The organism is Sphaerisporangium sp. NBC_01403, assembly GCF_045040145.1.
GTDB lineage: Bacteria > Actinomycetota > Actinomycetes > Streptosporangiales > Streptosporangiaceae > Sphaerisporangium > Sphaerisporangium viridialbum.
Genome location: NZ_CP109534.1, coordinates 6,751,946 through 6,771,144 on the forward strand (window position 1 = coordinate 6,751,946; position 19,199 = coordinate 6,771,144).

Annotated in this window: 14 protein-coding genes; 6 read left to right on the plus strand and 8 right to left on the minus strand. The window is 71.0% G+C overall.

Going from position 1 to position 19,199, the window contains the following annotated elements; genetic code table 11:
- Positions 1-2 precede the first annotated feature (2 nt).
- Positions 3-1,280: an ROK family protein gene (locus OG589_RS30165; RefSeq protein ID WP_405141248.1), complete on the minus strand. Its 1,278-nt coding sequence runs from the start codon at positions 1,278-1,280 to the stop codon at positions 3-5.
- Positions 1,281-1,680: 400 nt separating this feature from the next.
- Between OG589_RS30165 and OG589_RS30170 the strand changes: the two genes are divergently transcribed.
- The 6 genes from OG589_RS30170 (at position 1,681) to OG589_RS30195 (ending at position 8,898) form a co-directional block, all read left to right on the plus strand.
- Positions 1,681-2,808: an ROK family protein gene (locus tag OG589_RS30170; RefSeq protein WP_405141250.1), complete on the plus strand. Its 1,128-nt coding sequence runs from the start codon at positions 1,681-1,683 to the stop codon at positions 2,806-2,808.
- A gap of 293 nt (positions 2,809-3,101) precedes the next feature.
- Positions 3,102-4,559, plus strand: a complete 1,458-nt coding sequence (locus OG589_RS30175) for a sugar ABC transporter ATP-binding protein (RefSeq protein WP_405141252.1) — start codon at positions 3,102-3,104, stop codon at positions 4,557-4,559.
- 77 nt (positions 4,560-4,636) lie between these two features.
- Positions 4,637-5,584 carry an ABC transporter permease gene (locus tag OG589_RS30180; RefSeq protein ID WP_405141254.1) on the plus strand — a complete coding sequence of 316 codons (948 nt, stop codon included), beginning with the start codon at positions 4,637-4,639 and terminating at the stop codon, positions 5,582-5,584.
- 82 nt (positions 5,585-5,666) lie between these two features.
- Entirely contained in the window at positions 5,667-6,725 is a 1,059-nt protein-coding gene (locus OG589_RS30185; RefSeq protein WP_405141256.1) for an ABC transporter substrate-binding protein, read from the plus strand.
- Complete coding sequence (locus OG589_RS30190) at positions 6,722-7,894, plus strand: Gfo/Idh/MocA family protein (RefSeq protein ID WP_405141258.1); 1,173 nt, start codon at positions 6,722-6,724, stop codon at positions 7,892-7,894. Before OG589_RS30185 ends, OG589_RS30190 begins: the two co-directional genes overlap by 4 nt.
- On the plus strand, positions 7,891-8,898 hold the full coding sequence (locus OG589_RS30195; protein WP_405141260.1) for a sugar phosphate isomerase/epimerase family protein: 1,008 nt from the start codon (positions 7,891-7,893) through the stop codon (positions 8,896-8,898). Before OG589_RS30190 ends, OG589_RS30195 begins: the two co-directional genes overlap by 4 nt.
- Positions 8,899-8,993: 95 nt before the next feature.
- Here the strand turns inward: OG589_RS30195 and OG589_RS30200 are convergent, their stop codons facing one another.
- The 7 genes from OG589_RS30200 to OG589_RS30230 form a co-directional block, all read right to left on the minus strand.
- Complete coding sequence (locus OG589_RS30200) at positions 8,994-9,947, minus strand: electron transfer flavoprotein subunit alpha/FixB family protein (protein WP_405141262.1); 954 nt, start codon at positions 9,945-9,947, stop codon at positions 8,994-8,996.
- A gap of 9 nt (positions 9,948-9,956) precedes the next feature.
- Positions 9,957-10,736, minus strand: a complete 780-nt coding sequence (locus OG589_RS30205) for an electron transfer flavoprotein subunit beta/FixA family protein (RefSeq protein WP_405141264.1) — start codon at positions 10,734-10,736, stop codon at positions 9,957-9,959.
- Positions 10,737-11,072: 336 nt separating this feature from the next.
- Positions 11,073-12,296, minus strand: a complete 1,224-nt coding sequence (locus OG589_RS30210; RefSeq protein WP_405141265.1) for a serine/threonine-protein kinase — start codon at positions 12,294-12,296, stop codon at positions 11,073-11,075.
- An 81-nt stretch (positions 12,297-12,377) separates the two neighbouring features.
- A complete protein-coding gene (locus OG589_RS30215; RefSeq protein WP_405141266.1) occupies positions 12,378-14,501 on the minus strand; it encodes a serine/threonine-protein kinase in 2,124 nt (707 codons plus the stop codon).
- Entirely contained in the window at positions 14,498-16,636 is a 2,139-nt protein-coding gene (locus OG589_RS30220; RefSeq protein ID WP_405141268.1) for a protein kinase domain-containing protein, read from the minus strand. The genes OG589_RS30215 and OG589_RS30220 overlap by 4 nt, the downstream gene beginning before the upstream one ends.
- 401 nt (positions 16,637-17,037) lie before the next feature.
- The gene (locus OG589_RS30225; protein WP_405141270.1) at positions 17,038-17,562 is read right to left on the minus strand and encodes a YbaK/EbsC family protein; all 525 of its coding nucleotides are present in this window, start codon (positions 17,560-17,562) and stop codon (positions 17,038-17,040) included.
- Positions 17,563-17,565: 3 nt separating this feature from the next.
- Positions 17,566-19,197, minus strand: coding sequence for a flavin monoamine oxidase family protein (locus OG589_RS30230; protein ID WP_405141271.1), 1,632 nt, complete (start codon positions 19,195-19,197; stop codon positions 17,566-17,568).
- Positions 19,198-19,199: the final 2 nt, after the last annotated feature.

Sequence of the window (19,199 nt, forward strand, 5' to 3'; positions counted from 1 at the left end):
CATTAGCTTGTCGGCAGGGGCAATAGATCCATGATCGTGGTTGGGTCGTCGATGAGCTGGTTGATCACCATGCTCGCGGCGCCGCGGGACGCGGCGCCGAAGCCTAAATTGGACGCGGTGAACCGGCATTGGGCGGCGGGGCCGGCTACGACCAGCCGCTCCAACTCCGCCTGGGCGTGCGGCAGCAGCCACTCGGCCAGCGTGGCGAAGTAACCGCCGACGACGATCACCCGCGGGTTGAAAAGGTTGACCACGATCGAGCCACCGAGCCCGAGCCACCGTCCGACCTCCGCGACCGCCTCAAGCATGCGGTGGTCACCTGCGGCCAGCCCTCTGGCGATCTCCGTCGCCCGCTCCTCGGGGTCGGACACCGGCAGGCCGGCCAGCTCGTACGCCTGCTCGGGCATGGCCATGCGCACCAGCGCGGCCAGCCCCACCTTGGTCTCCCAGCAGCCGTGCCGCCCGCAGCCGCATCGGGCGCCGGCCGGATCCACCGGCAGGTGCCCGACCTCGCCGGAGAACCCGTCCGCGCCGCGGAGCAGCCTGCCGTCGACGATGAGTCCACCGCCCACGCCGACCTCGCCGGTCAGGTAGACCAGATGAGGTGTGCCGGCGGCGACGCCTGAGGTGTGCTCGGCCAGGGCCGCGAGGTTGGCGTCGTTGTCCACCATCACCGGGATGCCCAGCGGGCCGAGCGTGTCCGACAGCCGAGCGGCCAGCGGCAGGTCACGCCAGTGCAGGTTCGGAGCGAAGGTCACGACGCCGCGCGCCACGTCGACCAGTGCCGGTACCGCCACGCCGATTCCGGCAGGGACGGCCCCTGCCCGCTTCATCGCCTCGATGGCCTCCCGCGCCACCATGCCGAGCCGGCGCAGCGAACGGTCGGGGCCGCTGCCCATCGTGTCGAAGCCGACCCGGCGCTCCACCAGGGCACGGCCGCTGAGGTCGGAGCCATGCACCGAGATGTAGTCGACGTTGATCTCCATGCCCAGCGCGCCGACGTGCGCGCCGTGCAGCGCCACCGCCCGCGGGGGGCGGCCGACCGCACCGGCGTGCTCGATGCCGACCTCCCGTACCAGCCGCCGATCGAGGAGCTCGGCCATCAGGTTGGAGACGGTGGCCCTGTGCAGGCCGGTCGCCTCGGCGATGTCGGCCCGGGACGACACATTGTCGCGTAACCGGCGCAACACGAGGGAGAGGTTGGCCCGGCGCAACGCGGCAGGGCTGGTCGGCAGAGCGGTGCCACCCGCCGCTCGGGTGAAGTGCTCTTCCTGCGTCACGGGTCACCTGCCTTCATTTATCTTCGAGATCAACTAATCAAGGTTTGTAACACGCATGTGTCCGGTATGCACTCATTCGCACGATAACGAGTTGACATCTTCGGACAACGCCGCAGGTCAGCTGCAAATTCGATCGAGTTACGAGAACGTTACACAGCTTGCCGCGCCCCAGAGCTTGCCCCCCGGAGGCGTGCACGGCTTTAATTCGGCCAGCCATGCAAAGTAATTCAAGGGGGTGACTGTGGATCAACGTCGGCCTGACGGCCACGCCAAGGGCTCAAGGAATCTGAGCCGGTCCACAGGTATTCCCGCGGACCAGACCACGGTTCGCCGCTCCAACCTGTCCCTTGTGCTACGCCACGTCAGCGAACACGGCCCTTGCTCCAGATCAGCGGTCGCCGTGGAGACCGGCCTGAACAAGACCACGATCACCAGCCTGGTGGGCGAGTTGCAGGCTCGCGGGCTGGTCAAGGAGATCGGGCCGCAGCACGCGGGCTCCGTCGGGCGGCCGGGTCTCGCGCTCGTTCTCGACGGCTCGCGGGTGGGCGCGCTGGGACTGGAGGTCAACGTTGACTACATCGCGGCGTTCGCCGCCGACCTGGCGGGCCGGGTGCTCATCGACCGGCGGATCGGCTTCGACGCCATGGGCGCCGGTCCCGAGCGCGCACTCGACAAGCTCGCCCAAGTGATCGAGAAGGCCATCGCGGACCTCGACCAGCTTGAGGTCACCCCGGCCGGGATCACGGTGGCCGTTCCCGGTCTCATCGACGCGGCGACCGGCACCGTCGTCGTCGCCCCGAACCTCGGCTGGCACGGGGTGTCGGTGGTCGACTGGCTGCTGTCCGCCGGCATCTCGCCGAACGTGCCCATCACCGTCGACAATGATGCCAACCTCGCCGCGCTGGCCGAATACAGCTCGGGCGTGGCCATGAACACGCCCAACCTGGTCTACCTCACCGGTGAGGTCGGCGTCGGCTGCGGTGTCATCTCCGGCGGCCGGCTGATGAGCGGCGCGGACGGGTTCGCGGGCGAGGTGGGCCACGTCGTGGTCGACCCCTCCGGTGAGCCGTGCGGCTGTGGACGGGTCGGCTGCTGGGAGACCAAAGTGGGGCTGGCCGCGCTGGTGCGGATGGCCACCCCCGACCACGCCTACGGAACGCATCAGCAGTACGTGCGTGATCCGGAGAGGCGGCTCGCCGAGATCGAGCAGCGCCGAGCCGAAGGGGATCCCCGGGTCGACGCGGCCGTCACCGAGGTGGGCCGGTGGCTCGGGCGAGGTACCGCGCTGCTGGTCAACCTCTACAACCCACGAGTGATCGTGCTGGGTGGCTATTTCGCCCAGCTCGCCGACCGGCTCATCCCGGTCGCCCAGACGGAGCTGCAACGTCTGGGCATGACCGTCGCCGCCGTTCGGTGTGACTTCGCCGCCTCCAACCTCGGCTTCGGCGCGGCGTCACGGGGAGCGGTCAACGTCGTCATCGAGCGCGTACTGTCCGACCCCACCACCATCGCGATCCGTTCCACGTAGAAACCAGGCACCGAAGAGAACAACCGGCCACCTCCCGCCTTCCTGAGGCATGCCCGTCCCTGCCCGCCTCCCTTTGAACGTCCCGTTCGCCTGACCTCGGCCAGAACTCCAGCGGCACCGTCCTCGCCGATTTCGGCGCCGCCGGAGTGGTGCCGTCTGGCCTGGTCGGCGAACGGGATCCCCTCCTTCTCTTCGGCCTGCCAGACATCCCCCAGGAGACTCCCGTGCCGCAATCAGCCCCCGAGTCGGCGTCTCTCCTCGTCATGCGAGGAATCGTCAAGCAATTCCCAGGCGTGCGCGCTCTGGACGGCGTCGACCTTGAGGTTCGCGCCGGGGAAGTACATTGCCTCCTCGGTCAGAACGGCGCGGGCAAGTCGACCCTCATCAAGGTGCTGGCCGGAGCGCACCAGCCGGACGAGGGCACCATCACCTTGAGCGGGCAGCAGGTTCGCCTGACCAGTCCGACGGCCGCGATCCGGCTGGGCATAGCCACGATCTACCAGGAACTGGACCTGGTCGACGGGCTGAGCGTCGCCGAGAACGTGTTCCTCGGCCACGAGCCGACCCGGCTGGGGTTCGTCGGTCAGAGTGAGGTCAACCGGGCCAGCCGCCAGTTGCTGGCCGGGCTCGGGCACGGCGACATCCGCCCCACGACCGAGGTCGGCCGGCTGTCGCCGGCCGCCAAGCAGGTGGTGAGCATGGCGCGGGCGCTCTCGTACGACACCCGGTTGATCGTGATGGACGAGCCGTCGGCGGCCCTGGCCCACGACGAGGTGGCCAACCTGTTCCGGATCATCCGGGAGCTGACCGCGCAGGGCGTGGCGGTGGTCTACATCTCGCACCGGCTGGAGGAGATCCGTGAGATCGGCGACCGGGTGACCGTACTGAAGGACGGACGCACGGTCGCGGTCGGACTGCCGGCCAACGACACGCCCACCTCGCAGGTCGTATCCCTGATGACCGGCCGCAACGTCGAGCACGTCTTCCCGCCCAGACCGCGCCCCGGCAGCCACGACGGCCGTCCCGAGGTCCTGCGCGTGGCGGGCCTGACCGTCCCCGGCCGGGTCAGCGATGTGTCGTTCAGCGTGCGGACCGGAGAGATCGTCGGGCTGGCCGGGCTGGTGGGATCGGGCCGCTCGGAGATCGTCGAGGCGATCTACGGAGCCCGCCGCGCCACCGGGCAGGTCATCCTGGACGGCGTACCGGTGCGCGGCGGCAACCCCAGCCGCGCCGTGCGGGCCGGTATGGGCCTGGCCCCCGAGGAGCGCAAGGCCCAGGCACTGCTGCTCGACCAGAGCGTCATGCGCAACATCTCGCTGAGCAGCCTGGACCGCTACGCGAAGCTCGGCTGGCTGAATCGCGGCCTGGAGGCGTCGGAGGCCTGGAGCCAGATCGAGGAGCTGGGAATCCGTCCCCCGCATCTGGACCGGCCGATCAAGAACCTCTCGGGCGGTAACCAGCAGAAGGCCGTTCTGGCGCGCTGGTTGATCAACGGTCGCAAGCTGCTGCTGCTCGACGAGCCGACCCGGGGAGTGGATGTCGGGGCCCGAGCGGAGCTGTACGCCGTCATCAGGAGGCTGGCCGACGAGGGGATCGGCGTGCTGCTGGTCTCCAGCGAGGTGCCCGAGGTGCTCGGCCTGGCAGACCGGGTGCTGGTCATCCGAGAGGGCCGTGTGATCCACGAGAGCGATGCCCGGAATCTCGATGAACACGACGTCCTCGACATGATCATGGAAGGAAAGTCGGCGTGAGTGACTCTCTGACGCCCGCGGTGGACGAGCATTCGTCCACCGGAAGACAGTCCGGCAAGACCCCCCCTGGAGTGACAATGCGCGACAGAGTCGGGCGTATCCCTCATCTCGGCCTGATCATCACGCTCGTGGTGCTGGCGGCGGTCGGCTTGGTGACGGCGCCCGGCAACTTCGCCACAGGGTCGAACCTGGTCAGCGTCCTGTCGCTGGCCGCGACCATAGGGGTGATCACCATCGGCGCGACCTTCGTGATCATCGGTGGGGGCATCGACCTGTCGGTCGGCGCCGTAATGGCACTGGCCTCGGTATGGGCCACCACGCTGGCCACCCAGGCCTACGGCCCGCTCGTGATGAGCGTGTGCGCGGTGCTGGTCGGCGTCGGCGCCGGAGTGGTCAACGGAATACTGATCACTTATGGGCGGATGGTGCCGTTCATCGCCACCCTGGCGATGTTGGTGGCCGCCCGCGGTCTGGCCCAGCGGATGTCGGACCGCAGGACCCAGTTGGTCCAACCGGACAACCAGGCGATCGTGGACATCTCCACGACGCGAGTGCTGGGCCTCCCGGTGCTGGTCTACGTCTTCGCGCTCGTCGTGGCGCTGGGCTGGGTGCTGCTGAACCGCACCACGTTCGGCCGGCGCACCTACGCGGTCGGGGGCAACCCGGAGGCCGCGCGCCTGGCCGGCATCGACGTACGCCGGCACACCGTGATGCTGTACGCGCTGTCCGGACTGTGCTGTGGCATCGCCGCCGTGCTGATCATGGCCCGGACCACGACGGGCTCCTCCACCCACGGCGATCTGTACGAGTTGGACGCGATCGCCGCCGTCATCATCGGCGGCACCCTCCTCACCGGCGGCCGGGGCAGCATCATCGGATCGATCTTAGGTCTGCTGATCTTCACGCTGATCACCAACCTGTTCATCCTGAACGGCCTGAACACGAGCGACCAGCTCATCGCCAAAGGCATCATCATCGTCGCCGCCGTGCTGCTGCAGCGACGAAGCCTCACATCACACACCTGAGACCGCGAAACCCCTCTTTGCTTCACAAAGTGGGTTCTGTGGCCGGATCGCACACGCGACCAGCCGAATTAAGGGAGAACATATGAACAAGAGCGTCGGCCGGCGAGGATTCCTCGTCAGCGGAGCCGTCGTCGGCGCAGGGGCCCTCGTGAGCGCCTGCACCAGCAACGAGCCCGCGGCCGCCCCCAGCTCCGCCGCCCCGCAGGCCACCACGGCCGGCACGGACAACGACCAGCCGGGCACCAAGGTCGTCATCGGCTTCTCCGCCCCTGCGGCCGACCACGGCTGGATCGCGGCCATCGCCAAGAACGCCGAGTCGCAGGCCAAGCAGTACTCCGATGTGGAGTTCAAGCCGGTCGAGCCGACCAACGACATCAACCAGCAGATCTCGGCGGTCGAGTCGCTGATCGCGGCCAAGGTCAACGCCCTGGTGATCCTGCCGAACGACGGCGAGCAGCTCAACCAGGTCGCACGCAAGGCGATGGACGCCGGCATCCCGGTGATCAACCTCGATCGCGTCTTCCCCGAGAAGCTGTCGTACCGTACCTGGATCGGCGGCGACAACTACGGCCTCGGCGTGGCCGCGGGCACCTACATCGGCAAGACCCTGAAGGAGAAGGGCGTCTCCAACCCGGTGATCCTGGAGATCCAGGGCATCGCCACGCTGCCGCTGACGCAGGACCGGAGCAAGGGCTTCGCCGACGCCCTGAAGACCTTCGGCTTCACGGTCACCGCCCAGCAGGACGCCAAGTTCACCGTCGAGTCGGGCACGCAGGTGGCCAGCAACCTGCTCCAGGCGCACAAGAAGATCGACGCGATCTGGAACCACGACGACGACCAGGGCATCGGTGTGCTCGCCGCCATCAAGGAGGCGAACCGCAGCGAGTTCTTCATGGTGGGAGGCGCCGGATCGGCCAACGCCATGCGCGACATCCAGGCCGACAACGGCGTGCTGAAGGCCACGGTGACCTACAGCCCGACCATGGCGTCCTCGGCGATCAAGCTCGCGAGGCTCATCGCCCAGGGCAAGGGCCTGAGCGACCTCGTCGAGAACACCGTGCCGCAGTCGATCACCCTGGCATCGGAGACCATCACCAAGGAGAACGCGCAGAAGTATCTGCCGCTCGGGTTCGAATCATGAGACCTGCCGTCGGGATCGGCATGATCGGGTACGCGTTCATGGGACGTGTGCACTCCCATGCCTGGCGCAGCGTCGGAGCGTTCTTCGACCTGCCGCTCAAGCCGTCGATGGTCGCACTGGCCGGCAGATCGGCCGCGGCGACCGCGCAGGCCGCCGAGAAGCTGGGCTGGGCCCACGCGGAGACCGACTGGAAGCGCCTCATCGACCGCGACGACGTGCAGATCGTCGACATCTGCACACCGGGCGACAGCCATGCGGAGATCGCGGTCGCGGCGCTACAGGCGGGCAAGCACGTCATCTGCGAGAAGCCGCTCGCCAACACCGTCGCCGAGGCCGAGGCCATGGCCGCCGTCGCCCGCGCCGCCGCCGAGCGGGGAGTACACGCGATGGTGGCCTTCAACTACCGTCGGGTGCCCGCCATCGCGCTCGCCCGCCAGTGGGTCGCCGAGGGCAGGATCGGCCAGATCCGGCACGTCCGGGCGCAGTACCTGCAGGACTGGATCGTCGACCCGGAGTTCCCCCTGGTGTGGCGGCTCCAGAAGGACAAGGCGGGGTCGGGGGCGCTGGGCGACATCGGCGCGCACATCATCGACACGGCCGAGTTCATCACCGGCGAGCGGTTGACCGGCGTGTCGGCGTTGACCGAGACCTTCGTCAAGGAGCGTCCTCTCGCTGCCAGTTCGGCCGGGCTCTCGGCCGGTGGCGGCGCCGGGACGGGCACGGTCACGGTCGACGACGCGGCGCTGTTCATCGGCCGGCTCAGCGGCGGCGGACTGGCCTCCTTCGAGGCCACCCGCTTCGCGACCGGGCACAAGAACGCGCTGCGCGTCGAGGTCAACGGCTCGCTGGGCAGCCTGTCCTTCGACTTCGAGTCGATGAACGAGCTGTGGTTCCACGACCACACCCTTCCCGCCGAGGAGGCCGGCTTCCGGCGCATCCTCGTCACGGAAGGGGGGCACCCGTACGCCGGGGCCTGGTGGCCGCCGGGCCACGGGCTGGGCTACGAGCACAGCTTCACCCACGAGGTGAAGGACTTCATCGAGGCGATCGCCGCCGGCACCGGCCCCGAGCCGTCCTTCGACGACGGTCTGCGGGTGCAGCGGGTGCTGGCCGCGGTCGAGCAGAGTGCGGCTGACGGAAGCCGCTTTACCACCGTGGAGGGTTCATGACGCGACCGATCACCTTGTTCACCGGCCAGTGGGCTGACCTTCCCTTCGAGGAGGTGTGCCGCCTGGCCGGCGAGTGGGGATACGACGGCCTGGAGATCGCCTGCTGGGGTGACCACTTCGAGGTCGACAAGGCGCTGTCGGACGAGTCCTACATCCCCCGCAAGCTGGAGATCCTGGACAAGCACGGGCTGAAGGTCTGGACGATCTCCAACCACCTCGTCGGGCAGGCCGTCTGCGACAGCCCGATCGACGAGCGCCACAAGGGCATCCTCCCGGCGCGCATCTGGGGCTCGGGAGACCCCGAGCAGGTGCGCCAGGCCGCGGCAGAGGAGATGAAGGACACCGCCCGCGCGGCGGCGAAGCTCGGCGTGAACACGGTGGTCGGCTTCACCGGCTCGTCCATCTGGCACACCGTCGCGATGTTCCCCCCGGTGCCGCCGTCGATGATCGACGCCGGCTACCAGGACTTCGCCGACCGCTGGAACCCCATCCTGGACGTGTTCGACGAGGTCGGCGTGCGCTTCGCCCACGAGGTGCACCCGAGCGAGATCGCGTACGACTACCACACCACCGTGCGGACGCTCGAAGCCATCGGGCACCGTCCGGCCTTCGGCCTGAACTGGGACCCCTCGCACATGGTCTGGCAGGAGATCGACCCGGTGGGGTTCATCCTGGACTTCGCCGACCGCGTCTACCACGTCGACTGCAAGGACGCCAAGGTGCGCTCGGGCGACGGGCGCCGGGGCCGGCTGTCGTCGCACCTGCCCTGGGCGGACCTGCGCCGTGGCTGGGACTTCGTCTCCACCGGCCGGGGCGACGTGCCCTGGGAGGACTGCTTCCGCGCCCTGAACTCCATCGGGTACGAGGGTCCGATCTCGGTCGAATGGGAGGACGCCGGCATGGACCGCCTCGCCGGAGCCCCCGAGGCCCTGACCTTCGTCAAGGGCCTCAACGCGATCACGCCCCCCACCGCGTCCTTCGACGCCGCCTTCTCCGCCGAGTAACCCACCACGCCGGGCGGCGGCCGCCGGTGCGGCCGCCGCCCGCGAGCGCCCGGATCAGGGGCGCGGCGCCGTCCTGGAAGACGCCTTGGTGGCGGCTACTTGCGCTTTTCGACCTCTTCCGAGAGCTGCGGGACGACCTGGTTGAGGTCGCCCACGACGCCGAAGTCCGCCAGCTCGAAGATCGGCGCCTCCGGGTCCTTGTTGATCGCGATGATCGTCTTGGCGGTCTGCATGCCGGCCCGGTGCTGGATGGCCCCGGAGATGCCCGCCGCGATGTAGAGCTGCGGCGACACCGTCTTGCCGGTCTGCCCGACCTGGAACTGGTGGGGGTACCACCCGGCGTCGGTCGCGGCGCGCGAGGCGCCGACGGCCGCTCCGAGGGAGTCGGCCAGCCTCTCGATGATCGCGAAGTTCTCGGCCGAGCCGACCCCGCGGCCGCCGGAGACCACGATCGCGGCCTCGGCGAGCTCGGGGCGGGCGCCCTTCTCCTGCACGACGCGCTCGACGACCTTGGCGGTCTTGGCGGCGTCCGACAGCGACAGGGACACCTGCTCCTCGGCCGCCGCTCCCGTGGAGGCCTCGGGGGCGGTGGAGTTGGGGCGGACCGCGACGATCGGGGTGCCCTTGACGACCTTGGACTTCACGTTGACGCCGCCGCCGAAGATCGACTGCTCGGCGACGAAGCCGTCACCGAGGCCGACGGCGTCGGTGAGCACGCCGGAGTCGGTCTTGATCGCCAGGCGCCCGGCGATCTCCTTGCCCTCGGCGGTCGCGGCCACGAGGACCGCCGCCGGGGAGGCGGAGGAGACGAGCTGGGCGAGCAGCTCGGCCTTCGGCGCCACCACGTAGTCGATGATCTCGGCGGAGTCGGCGACGTAGACCTTCTCGGCGCCGTACTCGGCCAGCCTGGCCTTGGCGTCCGCGGAGTAGCCGGGACCGGCCCAGACCGCGGAGGGCGAGCCCAGCGAGCGGGCCAGCGTCAGCAGCTCCAGGGTGACCTTCTTGACCGTGCCGTCGACGTGCTCGACGAGAACCAGAATCTCAGCCATCGGTCCCCCTTAGATGAACTTCTTCGACGCGAGGAAGTCGGCGGCCTTGGAGCCCCCGTCGCCCTCGTCCTTGACGATGGTGCCGGCCGCCCGCGGCGGGGCGACGGCGAACTCCGCCACCTCGCTCCAGGCGCCGCCCAGGCCCACCTGGGAGGTGTCGATCTCCGCGTCCGCGACGCCGAGGGTCTCCACCGGCTTCTTCTTCGCGGCCATGATCCCCTTGAAGGAGGGGTAGCGCGGCTCGTTGATCTTCTCGACCACGGAGACGACGGCGGGCAGCGTGGCCTCGACCCTGTCGAAGCCGTAGTCGGTGACCCGCTGGATCTTGATGGTGGACCCGTCGATGTCGACCTTGCTCGCCAGCGTGAGCTGCGGCGCGCCGAGGCGCTCGGCCAGCATGGCGGCGAGCACGCCCGTGCGGGCGTCGGTGGACTCGGAGCCGAGGATGACCAGGTCGAACCCGATCTTCTTCAGCGTCTGGGCCAGGGCGTAGGAGGTGGACAGCGCGTCCGAGCCGTGCAGGGCGTCGTCGACCAGGTGGACGGCCTTGTCGGCGCCCATCGCCAGGGCCTTGCGGATCGTGTCGGAGGCCTTGCTCGGGCCCATGGTGAGAACGGTCACCTCGCCGCCGTGGGCCTCCTTGATCTTGAGTGCCTCTTCGACGGCGTATTCGCACAACTCGTTGATGACGCCGTCCGCGGCGTCACGGTCGAGCGTGTTGTCCTTGGAACTCAGCTTGCGCTCGGTCGCCGTGTCGGGGACCTGCTTCACGCAGACGACGATGTTCATGGCCGGTGGCCGACCTCCCGTTTCACAGGCGCCACCACATCGCTGGGTTGGCGCCGATTCCTCGGCACGTGCACGCGGGGCACGCGCACGTCGTGCGGGCTGCCCCGGTGATCGGCACCGGGAGCCGCCTTCAGACTGTCATGCGCCCGAGGGCGCCGTGACGTTGGGTGGCCTGGGGCGATCTCCGTGTCGGAGGCCCGCCCCTTTCCTCCCGTTATGTTACCGGCTAGTAGCTTAGGGGCAAACTCGCAGCTATACCGAGTCTCACGCCCTTCACTTCCCACCATGCCGAACTTTATTCCAGAGCCTGTCCCGCCCGGCGGGCGCCCCCCGGGGTCAGCTGGCGAACGCGACCATCACGAGCACGACCATCACCGTCGCGAGGGCCAGCAGCAACGTGAAGGGGCTGAACAGCGCGGTCAGCGCGGCGTACAGACCGACGGTACCCGCCCCGCTGACCAGGTCGAACACCACGCGCGCCCGCGCTCTGGCCGCGACGCCGAGCCCCGCGTCGACCAGCACCCCGACTCCGTACGCCGCGAGCACCAGCAGTGACATCTCGGGGATGTACGCCCGCACGGCCGCGGCGACCAGCCCGGAGACCACGCCCGTGCCGACCACCCAGCGCTTGCGCACCTTCTCGCGATGCCGGGCCCGCGCCTCGTCCAGGGAACCGGAGGCCTCCCGAGCGCCCGGCCGCCACTCCTGGGTGGGCGGCTCCCGGACCTCCGAGACGGGCCGCCGGGCAGGGGGCACGGTCACCTGCGGCGCCGCGATGCCGAGCCGGGCGCAGAGCTGCCCCGCCGTGGGCCGTGACCGGGGGTCGGCCCGCAGGCACTCGCCCAGCAGCGGCACCAGCCACGAGGGCACCTCGGCGAGGTCGGGCTCGTGGTGCACGACGCGGTAGGCCACCGCCGGCCCAGGGCCGGTGCCGTACGGCTGCCGTCCCGAAGCGGCGTAGGCGACGGTGGCGCCCCAGGCGAACACGTCGGCCGAGGGCCCCGCCTCCCCGCCCTCCAGCACCTCCGGCGCCAGGTATCCGGGGGTGCCGAGCACCGCGCCGGAGGCCGTGACGGCGGCGGAGTCGAGCGCGTACGCGATGCCGAAGTCGATGACGTGGGGCTCCCCGTCGGCGAGGATGACGTTGGCCGGTTTCAGGTCGCGGTGGACGATGCCCGCCCCGTGGATCGACGCCAGCGCCTCGGCCAGCCCCCGCGCCAGCCGTACGAGCTCCTCGCCCCGCAGCGGGCCTCCGGTGGCGAGCATCGCCGCCAGGGAGCGGCCCTGCACATATCTGGTGACCAGGTAGGGCCGGTCGCCGCTCAGGGATGCGTCGAGCACCTCCGCGATGTGCGGCCCCCGCACCCGGCGCATGGTCTCGACCTCGCGGCCCAGCCGCGCGAGCGCCGCCTCGTCCGCCGCCACGTGCGGATGCAGGACCTTGACCGCGACGGTGTGCCCGTCGGGATCGAGCGCCAGGTGGACCTCGCCGAACCCGCCCGCCCCGAGCCGCGACAGCAGGCGATAGGGCCCAAGCTGACCAGCCGTCGGCACGCTCATGCCACTCCTTCCGGCCCCCCACTCGATCGTGCCCTCGGCGAACCTTTTTCCAAAGTCGCGTTCGAGGAAACGATGACCAGGTCACTTGCCCCAGAAGGCGAGGAATCCGAGCCCGAGATTGTCCATGAGGTCCTTGACCAGCCCGCCGATCAGACCCATGGCGCTGCTCCTGGCGTGGTCGCTCAGGGCGTTGATCGCCTTGGACGGCGCCTGCCAGGGGATCCAGCTCGGAACGGCGGACATCGCGGTCACCACGGCGAAGAACGCCAGGGTGCCGACGATGATCGTCATGACCATCCCGGCCCCCGGGCTGCGGATCACGGCGGTGAGGGTGCGGGCCACGGCCTTGCGCGGCGGCCCGCCGCCCGGCAGCAGGAACAGGCCCCCGACGAACGCCGAGGCTCCCCAGGAGGCCGCGGCGTCGGTGGGCATCCCGCCGAGGAAGTACAGCGCCCCCCACACGCACAGGGCGAACATCCCCGCCAGCGGCGTGACCACGACCGTCATGAGAGCGGCCTTGATCAGCGCCCACGGCGTGCCGAGCACGGCGAGCAGCGGATCGCTCGCGCTGTTGCCCCGGACCGAGCGGCGCTCCGCCAGGTCGCTCCAGAGGTACTCGCCGACGCGCAGGCACAGGGCCACGACGACCATCAGCGTGCCGACCAGCACGGGGAGCAGGCGCGCGCCCGCGAGCGCCACGACCAGCAGCAGGGCCGCGAGGAGCGGGTGCCCGGTGCGGTAGCGCGGGCGCTCCGGCTCTGGCCTGCGCTCCTGCTCGGGCGCGTACGGCCCCCGGCCCTGGTCGGGCGCGTACGGGCCGCGCCCCTGGTCGGGGACGTGCGGCCGGGCGTGGGTCGGCGGCGGCGCGACACCCCGGGTGGACGGCCCCGAGGGCGGCGGCGGAGGATAGCCGGCCACGCGCTGGTCGATGTACGGCGCCGGGGCGTGCTGCCCGGGGTGCCCGTACGGCGCGGGCGGGTAGGCAGGAGGGGGCGCGAAGCCCGGGGCGCCCGGAGGCGGGACGAAGGCGGCGGGCGCCGCGGGCGGGGCCGGCGGCGGCGCGTCGGCACGGTTGCCGCGCCGGCGCTCGCGCTCGCGCTCGGCGTACCGCACGGGGGGCAGCAGGTCGGAGTAGCTGTCCTCGGAGGCCGGCTTGGTGCGCTTGGTCGGCGGCAGGTCGTCCGCCGAGCCGTTGAGCACGTGGGTGCCGTCGGGCGTGGAGCCGTTGAGCACGTGCGTGGCGTCGGATGTGGCGCCGTTCAGCACGTGGGTGGCGTCAGGCGCGGACCCGTTGAGCACGCGGGTGCCGTCCGGGACCTGCCCGCTCCCCTGCGCGGTGTCGAGCCTGCGCGTGTGGCCGGTCTGCGCCGGAGGGCTCTCCTGGAAGGAGGTCACGCTCGGGTCGAGGGACCTCGCCATCGCCAGCAGGCCCTGGGCGCTCGGCCGGGTGCCGGCGTCGACCGCGAAGGCGGCGCGCAACCAGCCGTGCAGCCACGGGGGCGCCTGGTCGATGTTGGCCCGGCCCTCCATGATGTTGTAGCAGACCATCTCGAACGAGCCCGACCCGAAGGGCGGCTTGCCCGTCGCCCCAAAGAACACCGTGGCCGCCAGCGCGTGGACGTCGGCCGCCTGGGTGATCCCCTCGTCCCTGATGATCTCGGGCGCGAGGTAGCCGGGGGTGCCGACGAACATGCCGGTCTGGGTGAGCCTGGTCGCGTTGACCAGGTGGGCGATGCCGAAGTCGATGACCAGCGGGTCGCCGTTGACCAGCATGACGTTCGCCGGCTTGAAGTCGCGGTGGATGACGTCGGCGGCGTGGATCGCGATCAGCGCCTCCGACAGACCGCGCGCCAGGCGTATGACCTCGCGCGCGGAGAGCGGGCCGTCCGCGAGGACGGTCTCCTCCAGCGTGCGGCCGGGGGCGAACCTCGTCACGATGTAGGGCGTCGCGCCCGTGAGCTCGGCGTCGAGCACCTCGGCCACGCGCGGGCTGCGCACACGCCGCATGGTCTCGACCTCGCGGGTCAGGCGGTCGCGGGCCTTGAGGTCGGCCGCCACGTGCGGGTGGAGGACCTTGACGGCGACCTCCCTGCCCTCCTGGTCGAGGCCGAGATGGACGACGCCCATACCGCCTTCGCCGAGCCGGCGCAGCAGCCGGTAAGGACCGAGTCTGTCCAGCGTGTCCGGCACCGATTCCCCCGTCATCCTGCCTTCCTTCGAAGGTCTTTCAATCGTTCGAGCCAGGTGGACATGTCCACCGGACTCCAGACTGCATCGCCGACGGGCATGACGAGCGTGCTGACCGCGTAAACGGCCACGAGCGCGGCCACCACCCCGAGGATCACGGCGAGCGCCGCCGCGGCGCCCTTGGCGGGGAAGGCGGAGGCCAGGGTCCTGGTCATCTGGCGGCCCGGCCCCTCGACACCCGGCCCGGCACAGATGATCCACAAGGAGACGGCGACTCCCCAGCTCAGAGCCGTGCCCGTGGACACCGACCTCACCAGGAAGGTCAGGACGAGCGTGACCGGCACGCCCAGGATCAGCGCGTAGGGCAGGAGCGCGACGGTGACCCCGATGGACTTGATCAGCGCCACGGGCTGCCCCAGGGCGCGGAGCACGTCGGAGGCGGCGGCGGAGGCCGGGCGCCTGGCGGCGAGGCTCGGCTGGGCCAGGTCGGCGGCCCTGAGGAGCACGGCGGCGGGGACCACGAGCGCCGTCACCAGGATCGGGGCCACGACGGCGGCGCCGATCACGATGATCAGCGCGAGCACGCTCGCCACGCCGTACACCGGGGAACGCCGCAGCAGGTCGTCGTCGTGGCCCTGGTGCGGCCCGAAGCCGGAGGTCGCCTCCGGCGGCAGGTGCACGGTCGGGACGTACGGCGCGGCCGGCGGCTGCCGCACGTGCGGCGTCATCTCGAACAGGTCGGGGGCCTGCTCGAAGAGCGCCTGGTGCTGATACGGCCGCGCGGACGGCCCGCCAGGGGACGCCTGCGTGGCCGGGGGCGGATGGTTCGAGCGCGCCGGGGGCACCGGGCCGGCCGGGCCCGCGGGGGTGGCCGGCGTGGCGCGGTAGGGCTTGGCCTGGGCGTCGAGCTCGCCCAGCTCCTCGGGCCTCACCCGCCTCGTCGGCACCTCGCCCTGGTCGAGCGGCGCGGGCTGGGCGCCCGTCCACGGCTGGGAGGGCGACGGCGGGGCGTAACGGGTGGGCACCTGGCCCTCCCCATGAAGCCCGGTGCCGCCCGGCCGTGCTCCGGGGGCGTCGCCGGAGGCCGGCCGCTCGCGGGAGATGCCGGCCCTGCGAAGCTCCTCGCCGGTCACGCGGACCGTCGGCCACGGGTCACCGGCTCCGGGACCCTGCTGCGGCGCCTCGCCGAGCAGCGAGACGTACTCCTCGGCAGGCGCGGGCTTGGCCGGTGTCACCGGCTGGGCTCCCGCGACGGGCGTGCCCGTGCCGGGACGCAGCGACGTCCCGGTGGCGGGGGCACCCGACATGTCGGGAACCGTGAGGATCTCGTCGGGCACGTTCGGACGGCCCTGCCCCGGGGGCGGGGGCACGAGCCGGGAGAGCTGCGCGGCCAGCTCGGCGGCGGTGGGCCGCCTGGCGGGGTCGCGCTGGAAGGCCGCGCGGAGCAGCGGGCGCAGGATCGCCGGGGCGGCGTCGACGTTGGCCTTGCCCGCGGTGATGTTGTAGAACACCATCTCCAGCGTGCCCTTGCCGAACGGCGGCTGGCCGGTGGCGGCCATCAGCATCGTGCCGGCCCAGGCGTGGACGTCGACCTCCGGCCCGGCCTCGTGCCCCTCGATGATCTCGGGGGCGAGGTAGCCGGGCGTGCCGATGAACATGCCGGTCTGGGTGAGCCGGGTGGCGTCGACGGCCTGCGCGATGCCGAAGTCGATCAGCACGGGCTCGCCGTCGAGCATCAGCACGTTGCCGGGCTTGAGGTCGCGGTGGATGATGCCCGCCGCGTGCACCGTGGCGAGGGCCTCGGCCACGCCGTGGGCCAGGCGCAGCAGCGCGCCGACCGCGAGCGGGCCGTCCTGCTTGACCGTGTCGTCCAGGGGCTTGCCCGGGACGTAACGGGTGACGATGTAGGGGCGGCTGCCGGTGACGTCGGCGTCGACGACCTCGGCGATGTGCCTGCTGCGCACGCGGCGCATGGTCTCGACCTCGCGCGCGAGCCTGCGGCGCGCCACGTCGTCCCCGGTGACCTCGGCGCGCAGGACCTTGACGGCGACCTGCCTGCCCTGGGAGTCGAGGGCGAGATGGACCACGCCCATGCCGCCTTCACCGAGCCGCCGGAGCAGCCGGTAGGGGCCCAATCGGTCGTCCTGATTCATCTGATCTCCGGCGGTGCCCCGGCATTGGTGTCCGGAAGGAAGCGCCTTGCTCCAATTGTCACATTTCGCTTACTCTGCGCAATGCCCATACCGGAAAACACCGGTCGGCAGTCGATGACGTGGCCCGCCGCCGGAGCCAACCGCCATCGCGGCCGGCAACCCCCGTTGCCAGCCGGTCGGTAGCCGACCGCCCCCGTGCGGCTACCGGTTTCTCCTCTCGGCCCGTCGTGGCTATGAGAGCACTCCACGGGCATCCGCCCGCGGTCGTTCACGGCACGTAGCACCATACCGGCTTAAACCCCGCCCATGAGATGAACCATGAGGCCACATTCCCGGTAGTACAACGGATGAACCAGCCCCAAGGGTTTCCCATATCTGGAAAGTCTTACAGGGCGGACACCTCACTGGGCGAGAGCCACCACGTCGGCGGTCTTCAGGCGGGTCAGGGCCTCACCGGCGAGCGCCAGCTTGGAGCCCCTGATGCCGCTGCCGATCACGACGTACGGCTGCCGCGCGACCTCCGCGTCCACGAGCACGGGCCAGTCGTCGGGCAGGCCGAGGGGCGTGATGCCCCCGAACTCCATGCCCGACATCTCGACGGCGTCCTGCTGCGGGGCGAACGAGGTCTTGCGGGCGTCCAGGTGGCGGCGGATCACCCCGTTGACGTCGGCGCGCATCGTGGCGAGCACCATGACGGCGGCGTAGCGCGTCTCGCCGCCCCGCTTCGCCGCCACGATCACGCAGTTCGCGGACTCCTGGAGCGTCACGCCGTACCGCTCGCAGAAGGCGGCGGTGTCGGCCAGCGCCGGGTCGATGGGCGCCACCGCGACCTCGTCGGTCATGGTCTCCACGGCCCGGGCCACCGGGTCGGCGAGCAGGTCTCGCCGTTCCCCTGCGGGCACCCAGTCGAGCGTGCCCAGCCTCATGGGTCACCCCTCCTTCAGTACGCGGTGATGAAGTTCGGTCACCACCTTACGGGCGGACTCGAAGGCCCCCGCCTGCCAGGCGATCAGATGTGTGAGCCAGTCGCCCGCGAAGTAGACCCGCCCGGCGGGGCGCTGGAGCAGCGACAGACCGCTCATCGACGGCCAGCGCACCCACGAGCCCTCGATGTGCGGCTGCCGCCGCCAGGCGACCGAGATGCTTGAGAGCAGGTCCCTGCCGTACCTGCCGCCGTGGACCTTGCGGCCCTGCACCAGGGCCCGGTGGAGGCGCTCGCGGTGGGACAGCGCGTTGTACGCCTCGGCGTCCCCGCCGGTGTTGTAGTAGCCCACCACCAGGCCGCGCTCGGTGTGGAAGCCGTAGGAGGGGTACCAGATGTGGCCCACGTCCAGGTCGGTCTCCGTCGCCCCGCCGTACACGCGGTCCTCGATCTCCCACCAGCGGCGGCCGTACTCCAGGCCGAGCTTGCCCGCCGACAGCGGGACGGGGGTGGCGAGCGCGGACCTGACGTCGGCGCCGAGGTTGCCGGGGATCTTCGCGAGCAGGTGCGGGGGAAGCGCCGCGACGCAGTAGTCGGCCTTCAGCGGGGCCCCGCCCTCGACGGCGACCTCCACCCCCTCGGGCCGGTTGGTGATCCTGGTGACCCGCGTGCCGGTCCTGATGCGGCCGGCGCCGACCTGTCCCGCCAGCGCGCGGACGATCGCGTCCATGCCGCCCACGGGCTGGAACATCGGCATCGCCTGGTCGTAGCCCGCGTCCATCGTCAGCATCCGGCCGAGGCCCTGGCTCAGGATCTCGGTGAGGGAGGGCGGCGGGCCGAGGGGGGCGCCCGGCCCGACGCCGGGGTTCACGCGGTACCCCCGCCGCTCGCCGCCGGTGTACCCGCGCGCCTGGCCGATCTCCCCGAATTCCGACAGGAAGTCCAGCAGCCGTTCCTTGTCGGGGCCGGTCAGCTCGGCGTCGAGCGCCCCGGCGTCGGTGGCCTTGGCCAGCAGCTCGGAGATGTACCCGTAGGCGTCCGCGCGGGCCGTACGGGCGCGCACGGGCGCCTTCATGCCGGCCGTGAGGACGTAGGCGCTGGCGTTGTTGTTGACGAAGACCTCAAGGGGGACGCCCAGCTCGCGACAGTAGTCGAGCGTCACCATCCACTGGGCGATGCGGGCCGGTCCCGCGTTGAAGTACGTGCCGGCACCGAAGGCCACCCGCTGCGTCTCGCCGATCGCGGCGGTCCCCGCGGGCAGCTCGGTGACGGCGTCGCCGCCCCGCAGGGTCAGGCTCCGCCCGCCCACCCGGTCGCGGGCCTCGACGACAGTGCAGTCGTACCCGGCCTTGCCCAGCTCGTACGCGCACGCCAGCCCGGCCACGCCCGCGCCCAGCACGAGCACCTTCGCCGGAGACCCGCCCCGCAGGGAGAAGTCGGACGGCTGGGGCGGCACATACGGGGCCGGGAGCTCCGCGCCGCCGGTGGGGCGCACGGGCGCCGTCTCCTTGGAGGGGGCCAGCCCCAGCACCCCCATCGCGGCGTACATGGCGCCGGCGCCGCCGGCCGCGCCGATGCCGACGAGCAGTGACCTGCGCGTCAGCCGTTCTCGGCGCCCGGGTAACCCATCGTTGTCCATGG